This is a genomic window from Dactylosporangium sp. NPDC005572 (genome assembly GCF_040605515.1).
GTDB lineage: Bacteria > Actinomycetota > Actinomycetes > Mycobacteriales > Micromonosporaceae > Dactylosporangium.
This window is the reverse complement of the sequence record NZ_JBEXCY010000049.1, coordinates 22,531-44,518: the sequence shown is the minus strand read 5'-3', so window position 1 is coordinate 44,518 and position 21,988 is coordinate 22,531. Positions and strand designations below refer to the sequence as shown.

Genomic DNA, 21,988 nt, shown 5'->3' with positions numbered 1-21,988 from the left:
TCGAAAACCCAGCTCAGAGTACGTGAAGTTTTCGAAACTCATCAATGTCCATTGCGGTCGGGCCAAGGTGTTGGGCATGAACCGCAACCGCCTCCTCGCCGGGCTGGCCGCCCTCGTGCTGGCCGTCACCGGCATCACCCTGCTCGCGTCACCGGCGCAGGCCGCGACCCTGACCGAGGTCACCAACTTCGGCACCAACCCCTCCGGCCTGCGGATGCACCTCTACGTGCCGAACACCGTGGCCGCCCGGCCGGCCGTCGTGGTGGCCGTGCACTACTGCACCGGCTCGGGCCCGGCGTTCTACTCGGGCACCGAGTTCGCCTCGCTCGCGGACCGCTACGGGTTCATCGTCGTCTACCCGTCGGCGACCCGCAGCGGGAGCTGCTTCGACGTCTCCTCCCCGCAGGCACTGCGCCGCGGCGGCGGCAGCGACCCGGTCGGGATCATGTCGATGGTCAACTACGTCCTGCAGAACAACAACGCCGACCCGAACCGGGTGTACGTCACCGGCGCGTCGTCCGGCGGCATGATGACGAACGTGCTGCTCGGCGACTACCCCGACGTGTTCAAGGCCGGCGCCGCGTTCATGGGGGTGCCGTTCGGCTGCTTCGCCACCACCGACGGCTCGTCGTGGAACAGCCAGTGCTCCAGCGGCCAGCGCAACATGACCCCGCAGCAGTGGGGCGACCTGGTCCGGGCGGCGTACCCGGGCTACACCGGTGCGCGCCCGCGGATGCAGGTGTGGCACGGCACGACGGACACGACGCTCGCCTACCCGAACTTCAACGAGGAGATCGAGCAGTGGACCAACGTGCTCGGCGTCGGCCAGACACCGGTGTCCACCGACTCGCCGCAGGCGAACTGGACCCGCACCCGCTACGGCAACGCGAGCGCGCAGGCGCCGGTCGAGGCGATCAGCATCGCGGGCGTCGGGCACTCGCTGCCGCTCGCCGGGCAGGCCGCGATGGCGATCGCGTTCTTCGGCCTGACCGGTAGCGGCCCGACCTCGCCCCCGCCGTCCTCCTCGTCGCCGTCGCCGTCGACCCCCTCGTCGCCCTCGCCGTCCAACCCGAACCCCGGCACCGCCGGCTGCACCGCCACCGTCTCGATCAACCAGTGGCAGGGCGGGTTCGTCGCCACGGTCCGGGTCACCGCCGGTACGTCCGGCACGAACTCATGGTCGGTGCGGCTGACCCTGCCGTCCGGCGCGACCATCAGCAACGCCTGGAACACCAACCGCAGCGCAAGCACCGGCGCGGTCACGTTCACGAACGTGTCCTACAACGGAAAGATCAACGCGGGCCAGGTCACCGAGTTCGGCTTCCAGTCGACCGGCACGGCAGGCACGCTGACCCCGACCTGCACCGCCACCTGACCCCCTGGCGGCGCCCGCCACGCGCGGACCCGCCCGCGCGATCTTGGAGTTGCGGCGCCCGATTTACCGGAAATATCGCAGTAAAGACGGGACCGCGGCTCCAAGATCGCGTGGGCGGTGGGGTGGGGTGGGCTAACCGATCAGCGTGATCTCCGGGGTCAGGTGGCGGTCGGCGCCTACCTTGCGGCGGGGGCCCACCACGTCCACCTTCAGCGTCGCGTGGACGTCGGCGCTCGACGCGCCGATGCGCAGCTCGACCTCGCCCGGCTCGACCAGGCGGTGGCCGGAGCGGCCCGGGTAGGACAGCAGGTCGGCGTGCAGGCCGACCACGACCGTCCGGCGCTCGCCCGGGGCCAGGTCGACCCGCGGCGCGGCCAGCAGCTGCACCACCGGGCGGGCGACCTCGGCGACCGGGTCGTGGAGGTACACCTGGACCACCGTGCTCGTCTCGCGGTCGGTCGGGTTCCACAGCGGGACCGTCAGCTCGACGGCGCCGTCGGTCGGCCAGCCGCCGGGCGCGTCGAGGACGACCTCGCCCCACTCGGCGCTCGCGTACGACAGGCCGTGGCCGAACGGGAACACCGGCGTCGGGTCGACCGTGCTCACTTCGCTGCGGCGGGCGAGGGGCGCGGCCAGGTACGTCGACGGCTGGCTGGCGCCCGCCGCCGGGAAGCTGACCGGCAGCCGGCCGGACGGGTTGACCCGGCCGGTGAGCACGCCGGCGACGGCGGTGCCGCCCTCCTCGCCGGGGAAGAACGCGCAGACGACCGCGGCGAGCCGGTCGACCTGCCGGGACAGCTCGTAGGGCCGGCCGGCCAGCAGCACGAGCACGACCGGCGTGCCGGTGCCGAGCAGCGCCTCGAGGAGCTCCTCCTGGCGGCCCGGCAGGCGCAGGTCGGCGGCGTCGCAGCCCTCGCCCGAGGTACCGGTGCCGAACAGGCCGGCCAGGTCGCCGAGGACCGCCACGCACACGTCCGCGGAGGCGGCAGCGGTGACCGCGGCGGCGATGCCGGCGTCGTCGCCGCCCAGCACCGGGCAGCCCAGCGCGTGGATGACGTCGTGGCCGTCGCGCAGGCTGTCCACGATGGACGGCAGGTCGACGCCGGCCGGCACGCCGGGGTGGTGGACGAGCACGTGCCGCGGGAACGAGTAGCAGCCCAGGTGCATCCCGGCGTCCGCGGCGCCGGGGCCGACGACGGCGAGCCGGGCGCCGGGGCGCAGCGGCAGCACCGGCGCGTCACCGACCGGCTCGTTGCGCAGCAGGACCACAGCGCGCTCGGCGAGGCGCCGGGCGAGGTCGCGCGAGGCCGGGTCGTCGACGTCGAAGTCGCCGGTGTCCAGGACCGGCGGCTCGGGCCGCCAGTCCTGGTCGAGCAGGCCGAGCTCGCACTTCTGGGTCAGGATGCGGGCCACCGCCCGGTCGACGAGGGCCTCGTCGACGTCGCCGGCCTCGACCGCCTCCAGCAGGGGCGCGCCGTAGCAGTTGAGCCCGGGCAGCTCGACGTCGATGCCGGCGAGCACGGCCTGGGCACCGGCGTCGGCGCGGCTGCCGGCGACGCCGTGCAGGGTCTGCAGGAACGCGATCGAGAAGTAGTCCGAGACGACGGTACCGCCGAAGCCGAGCTCGTCGCGGAGCAGTCCGGTGAGGACGGTCCGGTCGGCGGCGACGGGGACGCCGTCGTTGTCGGTGTAGCTGTTCATCACCGAGCGGGCGCCGGCCCGCAGCGCCATCTCGAACGGCGGCAGCAGCACGTCGGTGAGCTCGCGCGGGCCGATGGAGACGGGCGCGAGGTTGCGCCCGGCGCGCGAGGCGGAGTACCCGGCGAAGTGCTTGAGCGTGGCGACGACCCCGGCGGACTGCATTCCCCGCACGTACGCGCTGCCGATCGTGCCGACCAGGTGCGGGTCCTCGCCGATGGTCTCCTCGACCCGGCCCCAGCGCAGGTCGCGGGCGACGTCGAGGACCGGCGCGAGGCCCTGGTGGATGCCGAGGCGGCGCATGGTCGCGCCGATCCGGGCGCCCATCTCCTCGACGAGCGCCGGGTCGAAGCTGGCGCCCCAGGACAGCGGGCCGGGGTAGATGGTGGCCTGCCAGGCCGCGAGGCCGGTGAGGACCTCCTCGTGCATGACCGCCGGGATGCCGAAGCGGCCGGCGGCGACGATCTCGCGCTGGAGGCGGGCGACCCGGGCGGCGCCGTCGGCGGGCGCGATCGGGATCGTGCCGTAGGTCCGCGTGACCTGGCCGAGGCCGTCGCGGATGAGCTCCGGCCAGTCGACCGGCTCGGCGGCCTGGTCGTGCTGGTGCGGCGCGACCTCCCCCGCGGTCTCGTCGATGTTCAGCCAGATCCCGTACATCTGCGCCACCTTCTCGCGCAGCGTCATCCGGGCCATGAGGTCCGCCACCCGCACCGCGACGGGCGCCGACGCGTCCCGCCAGGTCCCGGCGGCGACGCCGCTGTCAAGTGTCACGCGTTTGCTCCAATTGCCCTGGTGGACTGCCGCACCACGAGGCTCGTGGTGAGGCGGACGTGCGTCTGCTCGACCGGCTCGCCGCGCATCAGCTGGATGAGCAGGTCGATGGCGCGGTGGCCCATCTCGTGGATGGGCTGCTCGACGGTCGTGAGGGCCGGCGTGGCGAGGGCCGCCTCAGGGACGTTGTCGAACCCGACCACCGACAGGTCCTCCGGGACCCGCAGGCCCATGCCGTTCGCGACCTCGATCGCCGCGATGGCCGAGATGTCGTTGGCCGCGAAGATCGCGGTGGGCCGGTCGGGTCCGTCGAGCAGCCGCCGGGCGGCTTCCGCGGAGGCGTCCGGGTCGTAGTTGCCGACCTGGATGAGGGCCGGGTCGACGGGTACCCCGGCCGCGCGCAGCGCGTCGGTGTAGCCCTGCTCGCGCAGCTTCGCCGACTCCAGGTCGGGCCGGCCGCTGAGCATCGCGATGCGCCGGTGCCCGAGGTCGAGCAGGTGCTGGGTGCCCAGCCGCGCGCCGAGCAGGTTGTCGGAGTCGACCGTGGGCATCCCGCTCGGGCCGGCGTGCGGGTCGACGGCGACGACGGCGGTGCCGTAGTCGACGTCGACGACCGTCGGGGTGACCAGGACGGCGCCGTCGATGAGGGTGCCCGACAGCCGGGAGAGGTAGCGCTGTTCCCAGCCCGCGTGGTCGCTGGACCGGCCGCCCGCCGAGTACACGACGAGCTCGTAGCCGGTGCCCTTGATCGCCTTCGCCGCGCCCTTGAGCAGCTCGGTGCTGAACGGCTCCAGGTCGGCGACCAGGATGCCGATGACGTTCGTGCGGTGGTTTCGCAGGCTCTGCGCGACGAGGCTGGCCTCGTAGCCCAGCTCGCGGATGACGCTCTGCACGTGGGCGCTGGTGGTCGCGGACACGCCGTAACGGGCGTTGAGCACCTTGGACACCGTGGCGACCGAGACGCCGGCGGCGACCGCGACGTCCCGGATGGTGACGCGGGAACTGGGTTTCACGAGGGCACAATAGCTTCCGATAACGTTATCAACAACGATTGACAAGAGTTGTAACTAAGGCGGAGACTCTGGCGGCATCGAGGGCCGAGCGCATAGCTCGCCCCGCCCCCGTCAGGAGATGATCACTTTGAACGTCCGCCTGAGCACCCCACGGAGGCTGGCAACGATCGCCATCGCATTGACGATGGCGCTGCCCTCCCTCACCGCATGCGGCGACGACGAACCCAGTTCCAGTGACCCGAACGCGCCCGTCACCCTGACCTGGTGGCACAACGGCGCCCAGGACCCCGGCAAGAGCGTCTGGCAGTCCATCGCAGACGAGTACACCAAGGCCCACCCGAACGTGAAGTTCCAGGTGGAGCCGACGCAGAACGAGGCCCTGAAGACGAAGATCTCGGTGGCGCTGCAGTCGCCGACCCCGCCGAACATCTTCCAGCAGTGGGGCGGCGGCGCCCTGGCCACGCAGGTCGAGTCGGGCAAGCTCTACGACATGAGCGCCGACACCAAGGACTGGATCAGCTCCATGGGTGCGTCCGCCCAGGGCTGGGCGGTCGACGGCAAGCAGTACGGCATCCCCTACGACCTGCACGTCGTCGGGTTCTGGTACCGCAAGGACCTCTTCGAGCAGGCCGGCATCTCCGCCCCGCCGAAGACGATGACCGAGCTCAACGACGCGGTCACCAAGCTCAAGGCCAAGGGCATCACCCCGATCTCCCTCGGCGGCAAGGACAAGTGGCCGGACGCGTTCTGGTGGTCGTACTTCGCGATCCGCGAGTGCTCGCTCGACGTCCTCAAGAACACCGTCAAGAGCCTGAAGATGGACGACGCGTGCTTCGTGAAGGCCGGCGAGGACCTGAAGAAGTTCATCGACACCAAGCCGTTCCAGGACGCCTTCCTCGGCACCCCCGCCCAGCAGGGTGCCGGCAGCTCGGCCGGACTGGTCGCCAACGGCAAGGCCGCGATGGAGCTGCAGGGTGACTGGGAACTGCCCACGATGATCCCGCTCACCGAGGACAAGGACTTCGCCAAGAAGCTCAGCTGGTTCCCGTTCCCCGAGGTCGAGGGCGGCAAGGGCACCGCGGGCACCGCGCTCGGCGGCGGCGACGGCTTCTCCTGCAGCGTCAAGGGCGGGGCGGCCTGTGCCGACTTCCTGAAGTACATCGCCAGCACCGAGGTGCAGACGAAGCTGGTCACGACGAACACGGCGACGCTGCCGGCGAACCCGGCCGCCATCTCCGCGATCCAGGACCCGTCGCTCAAGACGGTGCAGGAGGCCCTCAACAAGGCGCCCTACATCCAGGTGTACTTCGACCAGGCCCTGCCCACCAGCGTCGGTCAGGCCCTCAACGACGCCATCGCCGACTTCTTCGCCGGCAAGGGCAGCCCGCAGGGGATCGTCGACGCGTTCAACAAGGCCGTAGCGAACAAATGACCAGAGTGGGTGACCCCGCCGTCTCGGCGGGCCCCGACGACACCACGGCCGGCCGCGAGGTCTCGCGGCCGGCCCGCGGTCCGCGCCGCAGCGGCAAGCGCCTGGAGCTGGCGCTGCTGCTGACCCCGGCGCTGGTGCTCTTCGTCGGGTTCGTGCTGCTGCCGATCGCGGTGGCGATCTACTACAGCTTCTACAAGTGGACGGGCTTCAGCCCGCGCACGCCGTACGGCTTCGGCAACTACCGGCGGGTGCTGGAGGACGAGGTCTTCCGCAGCGCGCTGTGGCACAACATCATCATCGCGGCTTTGTCGGTCGCCGTGCAGCTGCCGCTGTCGATCGGGCTGGCCCTGCTGCTCAACCGGAAGATCCGCGGGCGGGCGGTGCTGCGGCTGGTCGTCTTCATGCCGTACGTGCTGTCCGAGGCGGTGACCGCGGTGGTGTGGCTGCTGATGCTGCAGCCGGGCGGCTTCGTCGACCAGGCGTTCAAAGCCGTGGGACTGGGCGGGCTGATCCAGGAGTGGCTCGCCGACGGGGACCTCGTGCTCTACACGCTGTTCGTCGTGATCACCTGGAAGTACATCGGCTTCGGCATCATCCTGCTGCTCGCCGGCCTGCAGAGCATCCCGGCCGAGCTGCGGGAGGCCGCCGCCACCGACGGCGCCTCCGCCTGGCAGACCACGCGCAGCATCGTGCTGCCGCTGCTCGGCCCGACGATCCGGATCTGGATCTTCCTGTCCATCATCGGGTCGCTCCAGCTCTTCGACATCGTGTGGATCATGACGCTCGGCGGGCCGGCCAGCGCCTCGGCGACCATGGCCACCTACCTGCTCGACCACGGCTTCAACCGGTACGAGTTCGGCTTCGGCAGCGCCGTCGCGGTCGTCCTCTTCGTCGTGTGCTTCATCTTCGCGCTGATCTATCAGCGCTTCGCGCTGCGCCGCGACACCGACGGCGCGCTGACCCGGATGGTGGGGTGACATGCCCAAGAGACGCGCCGCCGCACTGACGCTCGGCACCCCGTTCACGTACCTCACGGTGATCCTCGTCGTCGGCGTGACGGTCATCCCGCTGCTGTTCACGATCCTCGGCGGGTTCCGGACCAACGCGCAGATCAACAACGCCCCGGCCGGCTGGCCCGACCCGTGGGTGCTGTCGAACTTCACGGACGTGTTCACGTCCGAGGTGTTCTGGAACGCGATGGGCAACAGCGCCGTCATCGCGGTCATCGCGACCGGCCTGACGCTCGTGGTGGGCTCGATGGCGGCGTTCGCGCTGTCGCGGTACAGCTTCAAGGGCCGCGAGGGCCTCTACACCCTCTTCACGATCGGCCTGCTGTTCCCGGTGACCGCGGCCGCGCTCCCGCTCTACCTGTTGCTGCGGGAGCTCGGCCTGCTGGAGACCTCGCTGGGCGTGGCGCTGCCGCAGGCCGCGTTCGCGCTGCCGATCACGATCGTCATCCTCCGCCCGTTCATGGCCGCCATCCCGGGCGAGCTGGAGGACGCGGCGGCGATGGACGGGGCGAGCCGCCTGGGGTTCTTCTGGCGGATCCTGATCCCGCTGAGCCGCCCGGCGCTGACGACGGTGGGCATCCTGGCGTTCGTGACGAGCTGGAACGCCTACCTGCTGCCGCTGCTGGTGCTGAGCAACCCGGACAACTTCACGCTCCCGCTGGGCGTGGCGGCGTTCCAGAGCCAGTTCTCCCAGGACACGGCGAAGATCCTCGCCTACACGGCGGCCTCGATGATCCCGGCGATCGGCTTCTTCGTCTTCGCCGAGCGCCACATCGTGGGTGGCCTGACCGGCTCCGTCAAGGGCTGAGCAGGACCCCGCACAGGCTCCGGGGACCGGGCATCGGCGGCCCGGTCCCCGGCGCGGGGGCCGGGCCGCCGGGCTCACTTCCAGCCCTTCAGCTCGGGTTCGACGGAGCCGGCCGGCGTGGCACCGACGTCGGCGAAGGCCCGCTCGGCGAGCACCGCGCCGTGCTCGTCGTAGACGCGCACCGTGACGTCCGCCGGGCCCGGGAGCTCGACCCGGCCCACGCCGTCGTCCAGTGGCGTGGTCGTGACCACGGTGTCGCCCTGCCGGATCTCGGCCCGGCTCGCCGCCGGCGGCCCGATGATCTGCAGCGCGTCGGACGCCTCGGCGGTGAAGTGCGGCAGCCGCATCGCGATGAGCGCCTTCGCCGGGTCGCCGGCCACGCCCTCGCCGGTCGGATGGTTCCGCGCGTTGGGCTGCGGGCTCGCGTCGGTGGCGATCGTGATGTACGGGCCGCCTCCGTCGGCGGTCACCGCCATCACGGTCGCGATCTGCCCCATGCCGGTGCCGGTGCCGTTGGGGTCGTCGACCTCGAACGCGTCGCTCCACAGCACCACGTAGTGCACGTCCGGCCCGGTGAGCCCGAACTGGTACGCGAGCGCGTCGGCGGCGCTCCCGGCGGCGGTCGGCGCCGGCGTGCCACGGCCGTAGAGCGGTGCGGGATCGACGGCGCCGGTCCGCTTCGCGCCCACCGCGGCGACCGGCCCCTCGTACAGCACCGTCTCCCCGCGGCTCATCCGCACCCGCAGCCCGGCCGGCATGTCGGCGACATCGCGCAGGACGTAGCCGGCCGGCTCCGGCCGCCAGTCCCGCCCGACCGTCCCGTCGGCCAGATACCGGGGCCGCTCCGACACCCACACGTCGTACCCCGCCGGCCCGAATACCAGCGCGTACCCGGTGTCGAGCCGCTCACCGCGCCACTCGGTCCGCACGATCGGCTCCTCGAGGTCCGACCAGCCGGTCAGGTCCAGCCGCCGGGCCGAGGCCCCCCGCGACCCGGTGAGCTCGACCTTCCGCGGCTGGGCGGTGAACCCCGCGACGATGACGAGCCGCCGCTTGCCGGGCACGTCGCCCGCGAACAGGATGCGCAGCCGCGCCCGGTCGTCGGGGAGCCCGTACCGCTCGGGGTCGCCGGTGATCCGGGCGAGCACGGCGTCGAGATAGGCCCGGTCGCCGGCCAGCGAGCCGCGGGTCGGCGCGTCGAGCAGCGGCCGGACCAGCGCGGCCGGTTCGCCGTCCAGCCGGCCGGGCCCGGCCTCGGGCACGCCCGTGCCGCCGCTGAAGGACAGCGGGAGGATCGCCGCCACCACGGCGATCAGGCACACCGCGGCGGTGACGCGGACTGCGGTCTTCATGCCGAAGCGCTGCCGGTGGCGCCGTCGGGCGGCCCGCACGGACTGATCGGTGACGTCGTACACCTTCGCCTGGTCCGCGAGCTCGTCGAGGATCTCCGACAGCCGGGTCACGATCCCACCTCCATGGACTCCCGCACGTGGTCCGCCAGCTCGGGCGCGAGCTTGCGCAGCCGGGCCAGGGCGTGGCTGGTCTGGCTCTTGACGGTGCCGACCGACACACTCATGACCTGCGCGGTCTGGGCCTCGGAGAGGTCTTCGAAGTACCGCAGGATGACGACCGCCCGTTGCCTCGGCGTGAGCCTCGCCAGCGCCTGTTGCAGGACCAGCCGCAGTACCGTCTGATTCGTCCCGTCCTCGTGGGCCCGCTCGGGCGGGGTCGCGGTGGAGTGCTCACGCCATCGTCGTCGGCGCCAGGTGCGCACGTGCTCGTGGTACAGAATCCGGCGGACGTAGGCCTCGGGATCCTGGGCCTCGGAGATCCGCGACCAGCCCAGCGCCGCCTTGATCAGCGTTGCCTGCAGCAGGTCCTCGGCTTGCGCATGCCCACCCGCGAGCAGGTACGCGGCCCGCGACAACCGCGGCAGCCGCACCTGCACGAACTCGCGGAACCCCTCTTCGTCGACCACGCACGCCCCCTCAGACCGGTCCTGTCCGAGTACATGCCCCGAACAGGCCGCCGGGTTGGAACTTTCGCCGACGAAGACATATCAGCGAAAGTTCCAACCCGGCGGGGCGGGTGCGGAGGAGGTCCCGGGTCCGGCCATCCCTCCGGACCCGGGACCGGGAGGTGGAGCGTCAGCGGCGCGGGGTCTGCGGGATCCGCGCGAGCGGCGTCGACGCCAGCAGCGTTCCCTGGACCGTGCGCAGGGACTTCTTCGGCTGGTAGTCGGCGTCCCACAGGCAGCCCGAGCCCTCGGGCGGGTTCTTGAACCAGTTGGGGATCCAGGAGTACCTGTCGGTGAAGCCCCACACCGTGAAGGACAGGCAGTGGCGGTTCATCAGGCAGGCCTGCAGCAGGACCCAGTGGTTGAAGGCCGCGGCCTGGTCGCGCGACGCCACGTCGGCCGGGTTCGCGTCGGCGGCCGGGTCGTCGGCGTTCTTCATCAGGCTGCGGACGTCGACCTCGGTGAACGCCACCGCGAGGCCCAGGTCGGTGAACTTCTGCAGCGCCTCGCTCGCCTGGAACACGTCGTAGTTGCCGTACCGCGTCCCCAGGTGGCCCTGGCTGCCGACGCCGTCGATCGGGACGCCCTGGGAGCGCAGGCGCTTGACCAGGTCGTAGACGAACTGGGTCTTGTCGCCCGGACCGCCGTCGCCGAACGCCTCGAGGTTGTAGTCGTTGTAGAACAGCAGGGCCTTCGGGTCGGCGGCGCGGGCCCAGCGGAACGCGTCCGCCACGTAGTCCGGGCCGAGGGTGTCCGCCCACTTCTGTTTGAACGAGCCGGTGTTGCCGCCCAGGTGGATCGCGCTCGGCGTCTCCCACGGGTCGCTGACGGCCTCGTTCACCACGTCCCACTGCCAGATTTTGCCCTTGAAATGCGACACGACCGCGGTGATGTGCTGCTTGAGCAGGGCACGGGCCTCGGCGGGGCCGATGCTGCCGTCGTTGATCCCGGCGGTGAGCCATCCCGGGAGCTGGCTGTGCCAGGTGAGCACGTGGCCGCGGACCAGCTGGCGGTTGCGGATCGCCTCGGCCACGAACGCGTCGGCCGGGCCCCAGTTGTAGACGCCGCGGGTCGGCTCGAGGCTCTCCCACTTCATCGCGTTCTCGGCGGTGACCGTGTTGAACTGCTGGTTGACCATCGTCTTGTACTGCGGGTCACCGGCATCCGCGTACGCGTTCACGTCGACCGCCGTGCCGAAGTACAGGTTGTGCCGCGCGGCGAGCGCCTTCAGCGACTGGTCCTGCGGCTTCGGCGGGCGGGGGCCGTGGGCGGAGGCCGACACGCTGCCGAGCGACGCGGCGACCACCACGGCGCACGCGCACGCGGTGGCCATTCTTCGTAATCTCATCGATGCTCCTAGCGAAGAGAAAAACGGCGGGGTGTAGAAATGTTTCGGACCGTTTCCCGAAACGCTATTGCGCGACAATATGAACCGTCAAGAGTGACGTATGGGAATTCGTCGAAACATTTTCCGGTGGATATCCGATCCGGATTTATTTCGAAAAGCCGACGGCCCGGCCGGACGACGCGCAGATCATGCCCGGCTCCAGCCCCCGGGCGCGCAGCCCCGCCACGATCCGCGGCACGGCCGCGACGGTGGCCGGATAGCCGTCGTGCATGAGCAGCACGCCACCCGGCTCCAGTTCGTCGGCCGCGGCGACGATCCGGTCGGTGGTCGCACCGCTCCAGTCCCGCGTGTCCACCGTCCACAGGACCTCGGTGAGCCCGAGCCGGGCCCCGGCGGCCCGGACGGTGGCGTCGGTCTCGCCGTACGGCGGGCGGAACAGCCGCGGTGCCGCGCCGGTGAGCCGCTCCAGCAGGGCCTGGGTCTGGGACAGTTCGGCGGCGACCCGGCCGGCCGGCAGCCCGGGCAGGTGCGGGTGGGTCCAGCTGTGGTTGCCGATCCACATGCCGGCGTCCCGCTTGGCCCGCACGAGGGCCGGATGCGCCTGCGCGTTCCCGCCGATGTCGAAGAACGTCGCTCTCGCCCCGGCCGCGCGCAACGCGTCGAGCAGCGCCCCGGTGGTGCCGGGACTCGGCCCGTCGTCGAACGTCAGCGCCACATACGACATGGAGTCTTGATAGTCATTCCGGACGCCGGCGGGAATGGATTTCGGAACTTTTCGAAATTGATTGACGGCGCTGGAAGAGGACACGCCGGCGGCCCGCCGGGGAACCGAGCAGCCGGTCCCAGACGGCAAGATACGCCGTCGCCTGATGCTCCCAGGCGAGCCGGTCGGTGAACCGCTGCCGGCCGCACGCGCTCATCTCGGCGCGCTGGGCCGGGTCGTCCATCAGCGCGTGGAGCGCCGCGGCGAACTCGGCGGGGTCCCCGGTCGGCACGTACACCGCCGCGTCGCCCGCGGTGCGCCGGGTCTCGGTCAGGTCGGCCGCGACCACGGGCACGCCGCGCCCGAGGTACTCGACCGTCTTGGCCATCGTCGACAGGTCGTTCATCCGGGTCGGCAGGTCGGGCTGGATCGCCACGGTCGCCGTGCGCAGGAGGTCGTCGACCGCCGGCCCGTCCAGCCAGCCAGCGAACTCCACGACGTCGCCGAGCCCGTGCTCCGCGACGAGCTTGGTCAGCGCGGGCATGCTCTCGCCGTCGCCGGCGATGGTCATCGACCAGTCGGTCCGCCCGCGCAGCCGGGTCAGCGCACCGGCGGCGAGCACCGCCCCCTCGACGTGGTCCTGCGGCCCGAGCACGCCGAGGTACACGATCCGGTGCCGGTTCCCGGCCCGGGGGGAGGCCGGCCCGATCTCGTCCGCCGCCGGGCCGTTGCGCACCACGGTCACCCGCGCGGACGGCACACCGCGGCGCAGCGCGTTGTCCCGGAACGACTCGTTGGTGGCGACGACCGCGCTCGCCGTGCGCAGGGTCAGCCACTCGAACAGGACCAGGGCCCGGTAGGCCAGGCCCGGCGGGCCGCCGCCGCGCGTGGCGAGGATCTCCGGGCACAGGTCGTGGTGGTCGAACACCCACGGCCGGCGCAGCAGCCGGAGCACCAGGGCGAGGGGCCAGTACACGTCGGGCGGGTTGCAGACCTGTACCGCCTGCGCACGCCCGCGGAGCACCTCGCCGGCCAGCCGCACGGCGACGCACACGAAGGACCACACGAACTCGACGGCGAAGGTGACGACGCCCGAGCCGTACAGCAGCATCGGATACGGCCGCAGCCGCACGTTGCGGCTGCCGGGCAGCGTCCGCAGCGTCCGGTCGCCGCGCGGCGCGATGATCGTCACCTCGTAGCCGCGCGCCTCCAGGCTCAGGCTCTCCCGGATGACCCGGCGGTCGCGCTCCGCCGGCAGGTTCGCGACGACGATGGCGACGTGTTGCGGGCGGCGGGTCATCGGGTCACCGGCTCGCCGAGCGGTCGAACACGACCACCGCAGTGCGGGCCAGGATGCGCAGGTCCAGCCAGAGCGAGCGCCGGTCGACGTAGTCGACGTCGATCTGCAGCGCGGTGCGGTAGTCGAGCGTGCTGCGGCCGCTGACCTGCCACAGCCCGGTCATGCCGGGCCGCACGCTGAAGCGCCGCTCGACGCCGGCGGGGAAGCACTCCACCTCCCACGGGACGTAGGGGCGCGGGCCGACCAGCGCCATCTCGCCCCGCACCACGTTCCACAGCTGCGGCAGCTCGTCGATGCTGAACTGGCGCAGCAGCCGCCCGATCCGGGTGATCCGCGGGTCCCGGGCCAGCTTGTAGAGGCCCGGCTCGCCGCCGGTCGGCGGCTCGTCGGCGGTGAGCTGCTCCCGCATCAGCCGGCGATGCTCGGTGTCGTCGTTGCCGACCTCCATCGTGCGGAACTTGTACATCGTGAAGACCGCACGGCGCAGCCCGACCCGCTCCTGCCGGAACAGGACCGGCCCCCGGCTGGTGACCTTGACCGCGAGCGCGGTCGCCAGCAGCAGGGGCGCAAAGAGCACGATGAGCGCGAGCGCCGCCGCCGACTCGACGAGCTGCCGCACCGACCACCTGGGCAGGCCCCACGCGGAGACGACGAACTCGACCGTCATGGTCAGTCCCGTTGCCTTCAGCATGCTCTGGCGAGCACCCGGCCGGCGGCATACCGGTACGCCTGGATCGTCTGCACGCCGAACCCCCCGTGAGTGCGCGACCGACGGTTACGAACGCTGTCGTAGTCGGCAACGGGTTCGCAAGATTCGTTCCGGAAAAACCACTGTCGCATTGCTTACAGGGTGACGTCAATCGATGCCTCGCCCCCGCCCCGCTCGTCCGTGCCCAGCGCGGTCGGGGGCACCCACCTGAGCTGCTCCACGACGACCTCGGCGGCGCGCAGCCGGTGGTGACGGTCAGCGTGACGGCGGCGGTCATGGCTCCAGTCCTACCATCCTCGCCGCAGTCCCGGCCGACTTCGGGCGGTCCGCCGGGTGGCACGCGCGGCGGCCGGCCCCGCATCGACCTGCGCGCACGCCGAATAATCCGGGCGTGCGCCTGCTGATCGCCGTGACGGCCGGCCTGCTGCTGGCCGCGTGTGGTGGCCCGGCGCGGTCCGCGCCGACGCCGTCCGCCTCCGCTACGGCACCCGCCGTCGCGGAGTCGTCATCGCCGGCGCCGCCACCCAGCCCGTCCGCGTCGCCGTCGGTGTCGCCCGCGCCGCTACCGGCGGGCTTCGTGGCACTGTCCGATGTGGACGGCAGCATCCTGTCCGACATCCGGTACGCCACCGCGCACAACTTCGTCGGCCGGCCGGTCACCGGATACCTGCGGCCGCGCTGCCTGCTCACCCGCCAGGCGGCCGATGCCCTGCACCGCGTGCAGCAGAGCGCCCTGGCCCGCGGGTACAGCCTCAAGGTGTACGACTGCTACCGCCCGCAGCAGGCGGTCGACGACTTCGTCCGCTGGTCCGGCGACGCCGACCAGCGCATGAAGGGCGAGTTCTACCCGGAGGTCGACAAGTCCGCGCTCTTCGACGACGGCTACATCGGCGGGCCCACCGCGCACAGCCGGGGCAGCACGCTCGACCTGACGCTGGTGGCGATGCCGGCGCGCGAGCAGCCGTCGTACCGCGCGGACGACCCGCTGGTGCCGTGCACCGCGCCGGCGCAGCAGCGGTTCCCGGACGACACCGTCGACATGGGCACGGGCTTCGACTGCTTCGACCCGCTGGCGCACACGGCGGCGCCGGGCGTGGGCGCGGCGCAGCGCAAGAACCGGGCGCTGCTGGTCGACCTGATGTCCGCCGGCGGCTTCACGAACTACCCGAAGGAGTGGTGGCACTACACCCTCGACCACGAGCCGTTCCCGGACACGTACTACAACTTCCCGGTCGCCTGACGGTCCTTGGCGAGGCGGATGGTTCCGTCCTGGTCGGCGGGCGACACCGGCTGGTAGCCCTCGCTCCGGTAGAAGTTGATGTTCCGCAGGCTCTTGGCGCCGGTGAACAACACGATGCGGCGGCAACCCGGCTCGGCGGCGGCCTCGGCGGTCCGCAACAGCCACCGGCCCAGCCCCCGGCCGCGCAGGTCGGGCACGACGGCGAGCCGACCCAGGTGCCAGTCGGTGTCGTCGCGGCGGGTCCGCACCATGCCCAGCAGCCGACCGTCGAGCCAGATGCCCGTGGTGTGCCAGCTCGCCAGCCACGCACGCACATCCTCCGGCGACTCGTGCAGCGCCGGAATGGCCATGGTGTCGTTGGCCACCGCCTCCTCCACCCAGCAGCACCGCTGCAGCACCGTCACCTCCGGCGCGTCGTGCGGGGTCAGCCGCCTCGCGTAGGACCCCGGCACGGGGCCGGAGGCGATCCCGGCCCGCGCGCGTTCGCGCATCGGCCGCAGGGCGTGGGCGACCCGCGCCAGCTCGTCGAGCAGCACGACACCCGCCGCGTCGCGGCCGGCGTCCGGCCGCAGCCGCCCCTGCTCCACCGCGTCGCCGATGCGGATCGCGACCGTGGCGCCCAACGGCATCATGCGCAGCGTGGTCACCACCTGCTTGGCGTGCTGGACGGATCGGGTGCCCGCCGACGTGTTGCCGTAGCTGACGAAGCCGATCGGCTTCCACGCCCACTCGGCGCCGAGGTAGTCCAGCGCGTTCTTCAGCGTCGCCGGCATCCCGTAGTTGTACTCCGGCGTGACCGCGATGAACCCGTCCGCCGCCCCGGCGATCGCGCTCCACCGACGGGTGTGCTCATTGCGGTAGACGCCCGACGACGGATGTTCCTCCTCGTCCAGGAACGGCAGCTCCAGGTCGCCGAGGGCCACCGGCACGAGCTCGACGCCCAGCTCCGCGGCCCGGGGCGTGACCGCGTCGATCAGCCACCGCGCCACGACGGGGCCGAGGGCGCCCGGCCGGGTGCTGCACACCAGCGCGAGAACACGCAGCGATTTCGTTGACATGGAAACGAAGCGTAGGTGCTAGATTGATTACATGTCAACGAAGTCGCCGGCCGGGGCCGTGCGCTGGCTGAACCCCGACGAGGAGCGGGCCTGGCGGGCCTTCCTGCGCGTGATGGTCGCCGTCCAGACCGGCACGGCCCGCGACCTGGCCGCGGTCGGCCTCTCCGAACCGGACTACGAGGTGCTGAGCACGCTGTCGGAGCGCCCCGCGCACACCAGCACCCTGGGGGAGCAGGCCGACAAGATGGGCTGGTCACGCAGCCGGCTGTCCCGGCACGCGACCCGTATGGAGGCACGCGGTCTCCTGCTGCGCGCGCCGGACCCGACCGACGGCAGGGGCTGCCTCCTCGTGCTCACCGCACAAGGTCTGGACGCTCTCCAGGACGCCGCACCGGCCCACCTCGAGTCGGTCCGGCGCCACTTCATCGACCGGCTCGCCCCGGAGGACCTCGCCGCCCTCGAACAGATCGCCCGGAGGCTGGGCATCACCGGATCACCGGATCAGCCGAACTCCTCCGCCCACACGTCCAGCCACGACAGGAAGTCGAGCGGGGTCGCGCCCCGGGCGGCCGAGTAGAGCTCCCGCGTCTCCGGCACGTCGATCTCACCGGTGCGCCACACCCACCCGGCCTGCTCGCCGGTGACCACGAGGGCCGAGAAGTCGTTGCCGCCGTGGTTGGCGACGGTCAGGCAGCCGTCCGGGTCGCCGCCGCGCTGCAGCGTGGCCAGGCGCTCGTCACCCAGGACGCTCCCGCTCTCCGGGAGCTCGGCGAGGGCCGCGAGCATCGCGGACGCCTCGGCGTCGCCGTACCAGAACGGCTGGGTGGGATCGCCCTGGCCGTTCTCGACCTCGAGCGCCACGTCGTCGAGCCCGTAGAGCCAGGGCTCGTCGTCCATCCGGATCCCGTCGGCCACCTCGAGCACGAACGTGCGGTACGACGCGGGCAGCCGGACCCCGATCCGCTGCTCGAACGCGGCCACCGCCGCCTCCGTGGCCGGGGGACGGAGCTCGAGATCCTCGCACGCGCGGAGTGCGGCGCCCACGCGGAGCACCGCGTGGCCGGTCGGGTCCGTGGACATGGGCTCGCTCCCAGGGCCGGTCGGGTGGCTTCGGTCGGTCGCCCGGAAGATACGTGAGCCGCTACGGCCGCTCCACGGCGCCGGCGGGCAGGCTGTCGTCGGCGGGCAGGCTGTCCATGAACGAGCTGACCGAGAAGACGGCCCGGCCGGGACCGGGCAGGCCGTAGCCCGGCGGGCTGGACAGGCCGTTGGCCTCCATGATCGCGCGGTAGGTCTCGAGGAGCCGGACGTGGTACTCCAGGGGTGCGCCCTCCGGGTTCGCCTTGCCGAGCGGCGTGGTGGGCTCGGGGCACCAGGTCGTGAACCGTGGGGTGATGCCGCGCGACATGAAGTACTGCAGACCCTCGGCGGTCGACTCGATCGCCTCGCCGACCGTGGTGAAACCGGCCGGGGCGGCCATCTCGACGCCGGCCACGAAGTTCGGGATCACGTTGCGCGGGCCGAACACCTCGGCCGAGTCCAGGATGCGGCGGTGCCACTCCTCCCGGCCGACGTAGCGCTCCTTGCCGGGGCAGTACAGCTCGAACAGCCGCTTGTCCCACACCTCGTAGTTGGGGTGGTAGATCTGGATGCCGTAGTCCTTGAAGCGCTGCACATCGGCCCGCGGCAGCGCCTGGGCGACGACCTTGCCGATCCAGCGGCCCGGGAAGCGCTCCTCGATGGCCTGGGCGTACTGGCCGTAGAAGTCGGCCTCGGTCTTGCCGCCGACGTGCGAGGTGATGCTGCCGCCGGTCAGGGTGTACGCCGTCGAGGCCCGCTCGGTGTCGTACCGGTCGATGATCTCCAGCGCTTCCAGGATCTCGTCGACCGGCTTGACGCCGGTGTACGGGCGGCCGGCCGCCTTGTGCTGGCGCCAGTTGTGGTTGATGTCGCAGTACTGGCACTCCTCCTTGGCGCCGAAGTACTGACAGACCCGGAACGCCGTCAGGTAGATCAGGTAGCCCCACTGGATGGTCGGGGCGACCTCCATGACCGACTTGCCGTTGGCCAGCGTGTGCCGGTAGTAGTTCGGCATCGGCGGCAGCCCGACGTCGGCGATCGGCCGGCCGTCCAGGTACAGCCGCAGCCGGCCGTCGTCGTCCGTGCGCACCCGGTACGGCGAGCCCGGGTTGATGCGGACCGAGACGACCGTGCGGCGCAGCCCGTAGGGCCCGCCGGTGAGGACGATCTCCTCCGGCGGCCGCCGCAGCGCGGCGGTGCCCAGCTCGGGCAGCGTGCGGTGGTCGAACGAGAAGATGAAGTACGACTTCGGCTTGACGGCGCCGTCCTCGTTGTCGGTCAGCGCCGAGTCGTCGAACGCCAGCCCGCCGCGCAGCAGGTCCTCCTTGATCACGGCTTCCCGCGGCACGTGCGGAAACCGGCCCATCAGGTCCTCGACCAGATCGGTACGCGATGACATGCGCAGCCCTCCTCGACCCCATCCTCACCCACGGCGGCGGCAACAAGGGCCGGGCTGTGAGCACCGTCTCCCGGCCCTCCCCACCGCGCCGATGCCCGCGGAGCGGGGGTCCTACCATCTTCGCCGTGGTCCCGACCGACTCCGGGCCGTTCGCGACGCTGCTGCACGCGTACGGCCGCGCCACCGACACCCCTGCCCACCTGGCCGCGCTCGCCGGCGCCGACGCCGAGGCCCGGGCCGCGGCGCTGTCGCACCTCTGGTCGGCGGTCATCCACCAGGGCACGCCGTGGACCGTGACGCCACCCGCCGCGGAGGTGATTGTGGCGCTCGTCGCTGAGCTTCCGCCAGGCCGGCCTGCCGTACGACCGCGAGGCCTGCCGCGCCCTGCTATGAGACCGCCGACTGCAGCATGACCAGCAGCACCACCGCCGCGGCGAGCCAACCGGCCGCCGTCGCGACCACGCCGGCGAGCACGCCGGAGCGGACCCGCGCGGCGGTGAGGCCGCCCACCACCGCGATCGCGACGAGCGCGCTCGCGGCGAACATCGGCAGGCCGGCGAACAGCGCCACCAGCGTGGCGGTGTCCCGCGGCGTCATCGAACAGCCGAAGCCCGAGCACTCCGCACCGGCCGGGGTGTCCGACAGCCCGAGCCACCCGCCGACGGCCACCGCGACGAGCACCCCGTGGCACCCGGCCGTCATCGCGAGCCCCTTGGCGAAGAGGATCGCCCTGTCCATGGCGGTCAGCCTAGGATCGTGCCGGTCCGCCCCGCGTCGGTGCCGCTACTCGCTTCCGGCCTGAGTACGGTACTCACCGTGACCACCGACCGGTGAGTACGGTTGCCGCGCTACGCCATCGACATCGCCCGGCGATAGCTCGGCGGCGTTGGCGGCGTCCATTCGAGCACGTCGCGCGGCCAGTCCTGGAGCCGGGCGCCGGCCTCGTACGTGGTCTGGGCGAAGTCGAGGATCGCCTGGCGCGGATCGTCCGCCTGCCGGACGTCGTCGTAGCTCAGCACGAACTCGCCGAGTCCGGTGTCGAAGGACGCCGATGCCGGGCTGACCGGCTGGTCACGCACTCCCGGCGGCTCCGGATAGGTGTACGAGTAGAAGACCGGCTGGTCCACGCGCGTGCCGTTGAGCCAGGTGCCGCCGGGCCAGAAACCGAGCGAGCTCTGCTCGGCGGTGTAGCTGAACCGGGTGATCGTGTCGGCGCCCGGTGGCGGCTCGGTGGGCCGGCCGGAGAAGCGCGTCGTGGCGAGGTCGAACGAGCCCCAGTAGAACTGGACCGGGCTGGCCTTGCCGGTGAAGCGGGCCCGGAACTCGTCGAAGACCCCCTCGACCTGGCACAGGACGTGCCAGTACCGCTCCGCCTGGGCCGGGTCGTACGTCGAATGGACGGTGTCCTCGTCGAAGGGAATCGGATCCGCCACCTCCGCCGGGACGGTCCAGATCGGCACGTGCAGCCCCAGGTCGTCGAGCGCCGTCATCGTGGCGGTGTAGAAGTCGCGCACGGACCCGCCCAGCGCGACGGTCCGCCGCTCGCCGCCCTCGGCGTCGATGTGGAGCACATGGTCGATGAGGTCGAGATCCATCTCGAAGGTACGAGCGGGGTGCGGGATGGCCGCGGTCCGCAGACCTCTGGCGGAGAGCTCCAGCGCGACCTGCCACCAGTGGTTCTCCATGGGCCGCAACGCCAGTGAGATCTTGCCGAGGACCTGGGTGTACATGTGCAGCGTGTCGTATGTGGGTTCCCAATCGGTGACCGGGAGGGCCGCCCAGTGCTTCCGCTGACCGGTCATCTCAGGCCTCCCTGCGGTGTCTGCCGTCGGACACGGCAGGGCTGCCCGAAACGGGCCCGATCATGCGCCCGCCCGAGGCGGCCACTTGACCTCGAGTCCGGTTGAGGTTTTAGCGTGCCGGAATGCGTCTGTCATCCCTGCTGCGCCCGCGGACCGTCGTGCGCGCCCACTGCGACCTGCCCTGCGGCGTCTACGACCCGGCCCAGGCCCGCATCGAGGCCGAGTCACTGCTCGCCATCGCGAAGAAGTACCAGGACAGCGACGACCCGGAGTTCCGCACGCGCGCCCTGGTCGTCAAGGAACAGCGGGCCGAGCTGGTGAAGCACCACCTCTGGGTGCTGTGGACCGACTACTTCAAGGCGCCGCACTTCGAGCGCTACCCCGAGCTGCACGGCCTGTTCAACGAGGCCACCAAGCTGGCCGGCGCCGGCGGCGCGAAGGGCTCGGCCGACCCGGCCGTCGCCGAGCGGCTCCTCGGCAGGATCGACGAGATCGCGAAGATCTTCTGGGAGACCAAACAAGGCTGATCTCTGACTGTACTGCTGGCCACGGCTGGCTACGCTGAGCTGCGTGAGCGCGCTCGTACCCTTCACCGACAACGTCCGGGACCTGTCCAACACGCAGGGTTACCAGTTCGAGTTCCGCTGCGAGCGGTGCGGGAACGGGCACCGGTCGGCGTTCAAGCGCGACTCGGTCGAGACCGGCAAGAAGGTGCTGCGGGCGGCCGGGCACGTGCTGGGCGGGTTCACGCAGCGGGTCAGCCGGACCGTGGACCAGTGGCAGTACGACCGGACCAGCAACTCCCCGGCGAAGGACCGGGCGCTCGCCGAGGCGGTCGAGCGGGCGCGGCAGGAGTTCCGCCAGTGCCGCGGGTGCGGTGACTGGATGTGCGCCGCCATGTGCTGGAACGACGAGATCGGGCAGTGCCTGCGGTGCGCGCCCGTGGTGGCCGAGGAGGTCGCCCGGGCGCAGGCCGCCGCGCAGCGGGACCAGATCCGGGAGCGCGCCCAGCAGGCGGACTGGACGGCCGAGGTGGACATGAGCGCGCGGGCCGTGGTGGCCTGCCCGTCGTGCGGGACCAGGGCCGACGGCGGGCGGTTCTGCTCGGCCTGCGGATCGTCGCTGGCGCCGCGGGTGCGCTGCGACGGCTGCGGCAGCGAGGGCAACCGGATCGGCGCGCTGTTCTGCATGGACTGCGGCCAGAAGCTTCCCTGACCGCAGTCCA

Annotated in this window: 22 protein-coding genes; 9 read left to right on the top strand and 13 right to left on the bottom strand. The window is 71.7% G+C overall.

All coding sequences use genetic code 11. The annotated features are described in order from the left end of the window. Nucleotides 1–76: 76 nt before the first annotated feature. The gene (locus ABZS66_RS23880) at nucleotides 77–1,375 is read left to right on the top strand and encodes a PHB depolymerase family esterase (RefSeq protein WP_354761102.1); all 1,299 of its coding nucleotides are present in this window, start codon (nucleotides 77–79) and stop codon (nucleotides 1,373–1,375) included. A gap of 132 nt (nucleotides 1,376–1,507) precedes the next feature. On the opposite strand, the gene ABZS66_RS23875 is transcribed toward ABZS66_RS23880, so the two are convergent. Next, nucleotides 1,508–3,844 (bottom strand): glycoside hydrolase family 3 N-terminal domain-containing protein, encoded by a 2,337-nt coding sequence (locus ABZS66_RS23875; RefSeq protein ID WP_354761100.1) that lies wholly within the window; start codon nucleotides 3,842–3,844, stop codon nucleotides 1,508–1,510. Continuing rightward, nucleotides 3,841–4,857, bottom strand: coding sequence for a LacI family DNA-binding transcriptional regulator (locus ABZS66_RS23870; RefSeq protein ID WP_354761098.1), 1,017 nt, complete (start codon nucleotides 4,855–4,857; stop codon nucleotides 3,841–3,843). Before ABZS66_RS23870 ends, ABZS66_RS23875 begins: the two co-directional genes overlap by 4 nt. 118 nt (nucleotides 4,858–4,975) lie before the next feature. On the opposite strand from ABZS66_RS23870, the gene ABZS66_RS23865 reads away from it, so the two are divergent. From ABZS66_RS23865 to ABZS66_RS23855, 3 genes are read left to right on the top strand one after another with little or no spacing between them, the layout of a single operon-like run. Continuing rightward, nucleotides 4,976–6,289, top strand: coding sequence for an extracellular solute-binding protein (locus tag ABZS66_RS23865; protein ID WP_354761096.1), 1,314 nt, complete (start codon nucleotides 4,976–4,978; stop codon nucleotides 6,287–6,289). Continuing rightward, nucleotides 6,286–7,266 (top strand): sugar ABC transporter permease, encoded by a 981-nt coding sequence (locus ABZS66_RS23860; protein WP_354761094.1) that lies wholly within the window; start codon nucleotides 6,286–6,288, stop codon nucleotides 7,264–7,266. Before ABZS66_RS23865 ends, ABZS66_RS23860 begins: the two co-directional genes overlap by 4 nt. 1 nt (nucleotide 7,267) lies before the next feature. Then, nucleotides 7,268–8,107, top strand: coding sequence for a carbohydrate ABC transporter permease (locus ABZS66_RS23855; protein ID WP_354761092.1), 840 nt, complete (start codon nucleotides 7,268–7,270; stop codon nucleotides 8,105–8,107). 74 nt (nucleotides 8,108–8,181) lie between these two features. Here the strand turns inward: ABZS66_RS23855 and ABZS66_RS23850 are convergent, their stop codons facing one another. From ABZS66_RS23850 to ABZS66_RS23825, 6 genes are all read right to left on the bottom strand, one after another. Next, a complete protein-coding gene (locus ABZS66_RS23850; protein WP_354761090.1) occupies nucleotides 8,182–9,570 on the bottom strand; it encodes a hypothetical protein in 1,389 nt (462 codons plus the stop codon). Beyond that, nucleotides 9,567–10,085, bottom strand: coding sequence for a SigE family RNA polymerase sigma factor (locus tag ABZS66_RS23845; RefSeq protein ID WP_354761088.1), 519 nt, complete (start codon nucleotides 10,083–10,085; stop codon nucleotides 9,567–9,569). Before ABZS66_RS23845 ends, ABZS66_RS23850 begins: the two co-directional genes overlap by 4 nt. A 169-nt stretch (nucleotides 10,086–10,254) precedes the next feature. Further along, nucleotides 10,255–11,472 carry an endo-1,4-beta-xylanase gene (locus ABZS66_RS23840; protein ID WP_354761086.1) on the bottom strand — a complete coding sequence of 406 codons (1,218 nt, stop codon included), beginning with the start codon at nucleotides 11,470–11,472 and terminating at the stop codon, nucleotides 10,255–10,257. 145 nt (nucleotides 11,473–11,617) lie between these two features. Then, the gene (locus ABZS66_RS23835) at nucleotides 11,618–12,196 is read right to left on the bottom strand and encodes a polysaccharide deacetylase family protein (protein WP_354761084.1); all 579 of its coding nucleotides are present in this window, start codon (nucleotides 12,194–12,196) and stop codon (nucleotides 11,618–11,620) included. A 13-nt stretch (nucleotides 12,197–12,209) separates the two neighbouring features. Then, nucleotides 12,210–13,475: a glycosyltransferase family 4 protein gene (locus ABZS66_RS23830; protein ID WP_354761082.1), complete on the bottom strand. Its 1,266-nt coding sequence runs from the start codon at nucleotides 13,473–13,475 to the stop codon at nucleotides 12,210–12,212. A 4-nt stretch (nucleotides 13,476–13,479) separates the two neighbouring features. After that, complete coding sequence (locus ABZS66_RS23825; protein ID WP_354761080.1) at nucleotides 13,480–14,166, bottom strand: sugar transferase; 687 nt, start codon at nucleotides 14,164–14,166, stop codon at nucleotides 13,480–13,482. Nucleotides 14,167–14,575: 409 nt separating this feature from the next. Here ABZS66_RS23825 and ABZS66_RS23820 point away from each other — a divergent pair, with 409 nt between their 5' ends. Next, the gene (locus ABZS66_RS23820) at nucleotides 14,576–15,424 is read left to right on the top strand and encodes a M15 family metallopeptidase (RefSeq protein ID WP_354761078.1); all 849 of its coding nucleotides are present in this window, start codon (nucleotides 14,576–14,578) and stop codon (nucleotides 15,422–15,424) included. Here ABZS66_RS23820 and ABZS66_RS23815 read toward each other — a convergent pair. Next, the gene (locus ABZS66_RS23815) at nucleotides 15,403–16,482 is read right to left on the bottom strand and encodes a bifunctional NAD(P)H-dependent oxidoreductase/GNAT family N-acetyltransferase (RefSeq protein ID WP_354761076.1); all 1,080 of its coding nucleotides are present in this window, start codon (nucleotides 16,480–16,482) and stop codon (nucleotides 15,403–15,405) included. The two genes, ABZS66_RS23820 and ABZS66_RS23815, sit on opposite strands and share 22 nt — an antisense overlap. Nucleotides 16,483–16,513: 31 nt before the next feature. Here ABZS66_RS23815 and ABZS66_RS23810 point away from each other — a divergent pair, with 31 nt between their 5' ends. Beyond that, entirely contained in the window at nucleotides 16,514–17,059 is a 546-nt protein-coding gene (locus tag ABZS66_RS23810) for a MarR family winged helix-turn-helix transcriptional regulator (protein WP_354761074.1), read from the top strand. On the opposite strand, the gene ABZS66_RS23805 is transcribed toward ABZS66_RS23810, so the two are convergent. Together ABZS66_RS23805 and ABZS66_RS23800 are read right to left on the bottom strand one after the other, a co-directional pair. Beyond that, nucleotides 16,984–17,562, bottom strand: coding sequence for an SMI1/KNR4 family protein (locus ABZS66_RS23805; protein ID WP_354761072.1), 579 nt, complete (start codon nucleotides 17,560–17,562; stop codon nucleotides 16,984–16,986). The two genes, ABZS66_RS23810 and ABZS66_RS23805, sit on opposite strands and share 76 nt — an antisense overlap. Nucleotides 17,563–17,623: 61 nt before the next feature. Further along, the gene (locus tag ABZS66_RS23800) at nucleotides 17,624–18,961 is read right to left on the bottom strand and encodes a radical SAM protein (protein ID WP_354761070.1); all 1,338 of its coding nucleotides are present in this window, start codon (nucleotides 18,959–18,961) and stop codon (nucleotides 17,624–17,626) included. Between the two features lie 125 nt (nucleotides 18,962–19,086). Between ABZS66_RS23800 and ABZS66_RS23795 the strand changes: the two genes are divergently transcribed. Then, entirely contained in the window at nucleotides 19,087–19,374 is a 288-nt protein-coding gene (locus tag ABZS66_RS23795) for a hypothetical protein (protein WP_354761068.1), read from the top strand. On the opposite strand, the gene ABZS66_RS23790 is transcribed toward ABZS66_RS23795, so the two are convergent. Next, on the bottom strand, nucleotides 19,349–19,699 hold the full coding sequence (locus ABZS66_RS23790) for a hypothetical protein (protein ID WP_354761066.1): 351 nt from the start codon (nucleotides 19,697–19,699) through the stop codon (nucleotides 19,349–19,351). The two genes, ABZS66_RS23795 and ABZS66_RS23790, sit on opposite strands and share 26 nt — an antisense overlap. Before the next feature lie 110 nt (nucleotides 19,700–19,809). Further along, nucleotides 19,810–20,763 (bottom strand): DUF5996 family protein, encoded by a 954-nt coding sequence (locus tag ABZS66_RS23785; protein ID WP_354761064.1) that lies wholly within the window; start codon nucleotides 20,761–20,763, stop codon nucleotides 19,810–19,812. A 122-nt stretch (nucleotides 20,764–20,885) separates the two neighbouring features. On the opposite strand from ABZS66_RS23785, the gene sodN reads away from it, so the two are divergent. Both sodN and ABZS66_RS23775 read left to right on the top strand, forming a co-directional pair. After that, nucleotides 20,886–21,290: a superoxide dismutase, Ni gene (gene sodN, locus ABZS66_RS23780; protein ID WP_354761062.1), complete on the top strand. Its 405-nt coding sequence runs from the start codon at nucleotides 20,886–20,888 to the stop codon at nucleotides 21,288–21,290. 43 nt (nucleotides 21,291–21,333) lie between these two features. Further along, nucleotides 21,334–21,978 (top strand): zinc ribbon domain-containing protein, encoded by a 645-nt coding sequence (locus ABZS66_RS23775; protein WP_354761060.1) that lies wholly within the window; start codon nucleotides 21,334–21,336, stop codon nucleotides 21,976–21,978. Nucleotides 21,979–21,988: the final 10 nt, after the last annotated feature.

What these genes read in the sequence shown, in the direction of transcription:
- ABZS66_RS23800 (WP_354761070.1), bottom strand. Translation starts at nt 18,961, where the DNA reads ATGTCATCGCGTACCGATCTGGTCGAGGACCTGATGGGCCGGTTTCCG.
- ABZS66_RS23805 (WP_354761072.1), bottom strand. Translation starts at nt 17,562, where the DNA reads ATGTCCACGGACCCGACCGGCCACGCGGTGCTCCGCGTGGGCGCCGCA.
- ABZS66_RS23785 (WP_354761064.1), bottom strand. Translation starts at nt 20,763, where the DNA reads ATGACCGGTCAGCGGAAGCACTGGGCGGCCCTCCCGGTCACCGATTGG.
- ABZS66_RS23835 (WP_354761084.1), bottom strand. Translation starts at nt 12,196, where the DNA reads ATGTCGTATGTGGCGCTGACGTTCGACGACGGGCCGAGTCCCGGCACC.
- ABZS66_RS23865 (WP_354761096.1), top strand. Translation starts at nt 4,976, where the DNA reads ATGATCACTTTGAACGTCCGCCTGAGCACCCCACGGAGGCTGGCAACG.
- ABZS66_RS23810 (WP_354761074.1), top strand. Translation starts at nt 16,514, where the DNA reads ATGTCAACGAAGTCGCCGGCCGGGGCCGTGCGCTGGCTGAACCCCGAC.
- sodN (WP_354761062.1), top strand. Translation starts at nt 20,886, where the DNA reads ATGCGTCTGTCATCCCTGCTGCGCCCGCGGACCGTCGTGCGCGCCCAC.
- ABZS66_RS23880 (WP_354761102.1), top strand. Translation starts at nt 77, where the DNA reads ATGAACCGCAACCGCCTCCTCGCCGGGCTGGCCGCCCTCGTGCTGGCC.
- ABZS66_RS23860 (WP_354761094.1), top strand. Translation starts at nt 6,286, where the DNA reads ATGACCAGAGTGGGTGACCCCGCCGTCTCGGCGGGCCCCGACGACACC.
- ABZS66_RS23825 (WP_354761080.1), bottom strand. Translation starts at nt 14,166, where the DNA reads ATGCTGAAGGCAACGGGACTGACCATGACGGTCGAGTTCGTCGTCTCC.
- ABZS66_RS23840 (WP_354761086.1), bottom strand. Translation starts at nt 11,472, where the DNA reads ATGAGATTACGAAGAATGGCCACCGCGTGCGCGTGCGCCGTGGTGGTC.
- ABZS66_RS23815 (WP_354761076.1), bottom strand. Translation starts at nt 16,482, where the DNA reads ATGTCAACGAAATCGCTGCGTGTTCTCGCGCTGGTGTGCAGCACCCGG.
- ABZS66_RS23830 (WP_354761082.1), bottom strand. Translation starts at nt 13,475, where the DNA reads ATGACCCGCCGCCCGCAACACGTCGCCATCGTCGTCGCGAACCTGCCG.
- ABZS66_RS23790 (WP_354761066.1), bottom strand. Translation starts at nt 19,699, where the DNA reads ATGGACAGGGCGATCCTCTTCGCCAAGGGGCTCGCGATGACGGCCGGG.
- ABZS66_RS23855 (WP_354761092.1), top strand. Translation starts at nt 7,268, where the DNA reads ATGCCCAAGAGACGCGCCGCCGCACTGACGCTCGGCACCCCGTTCACG.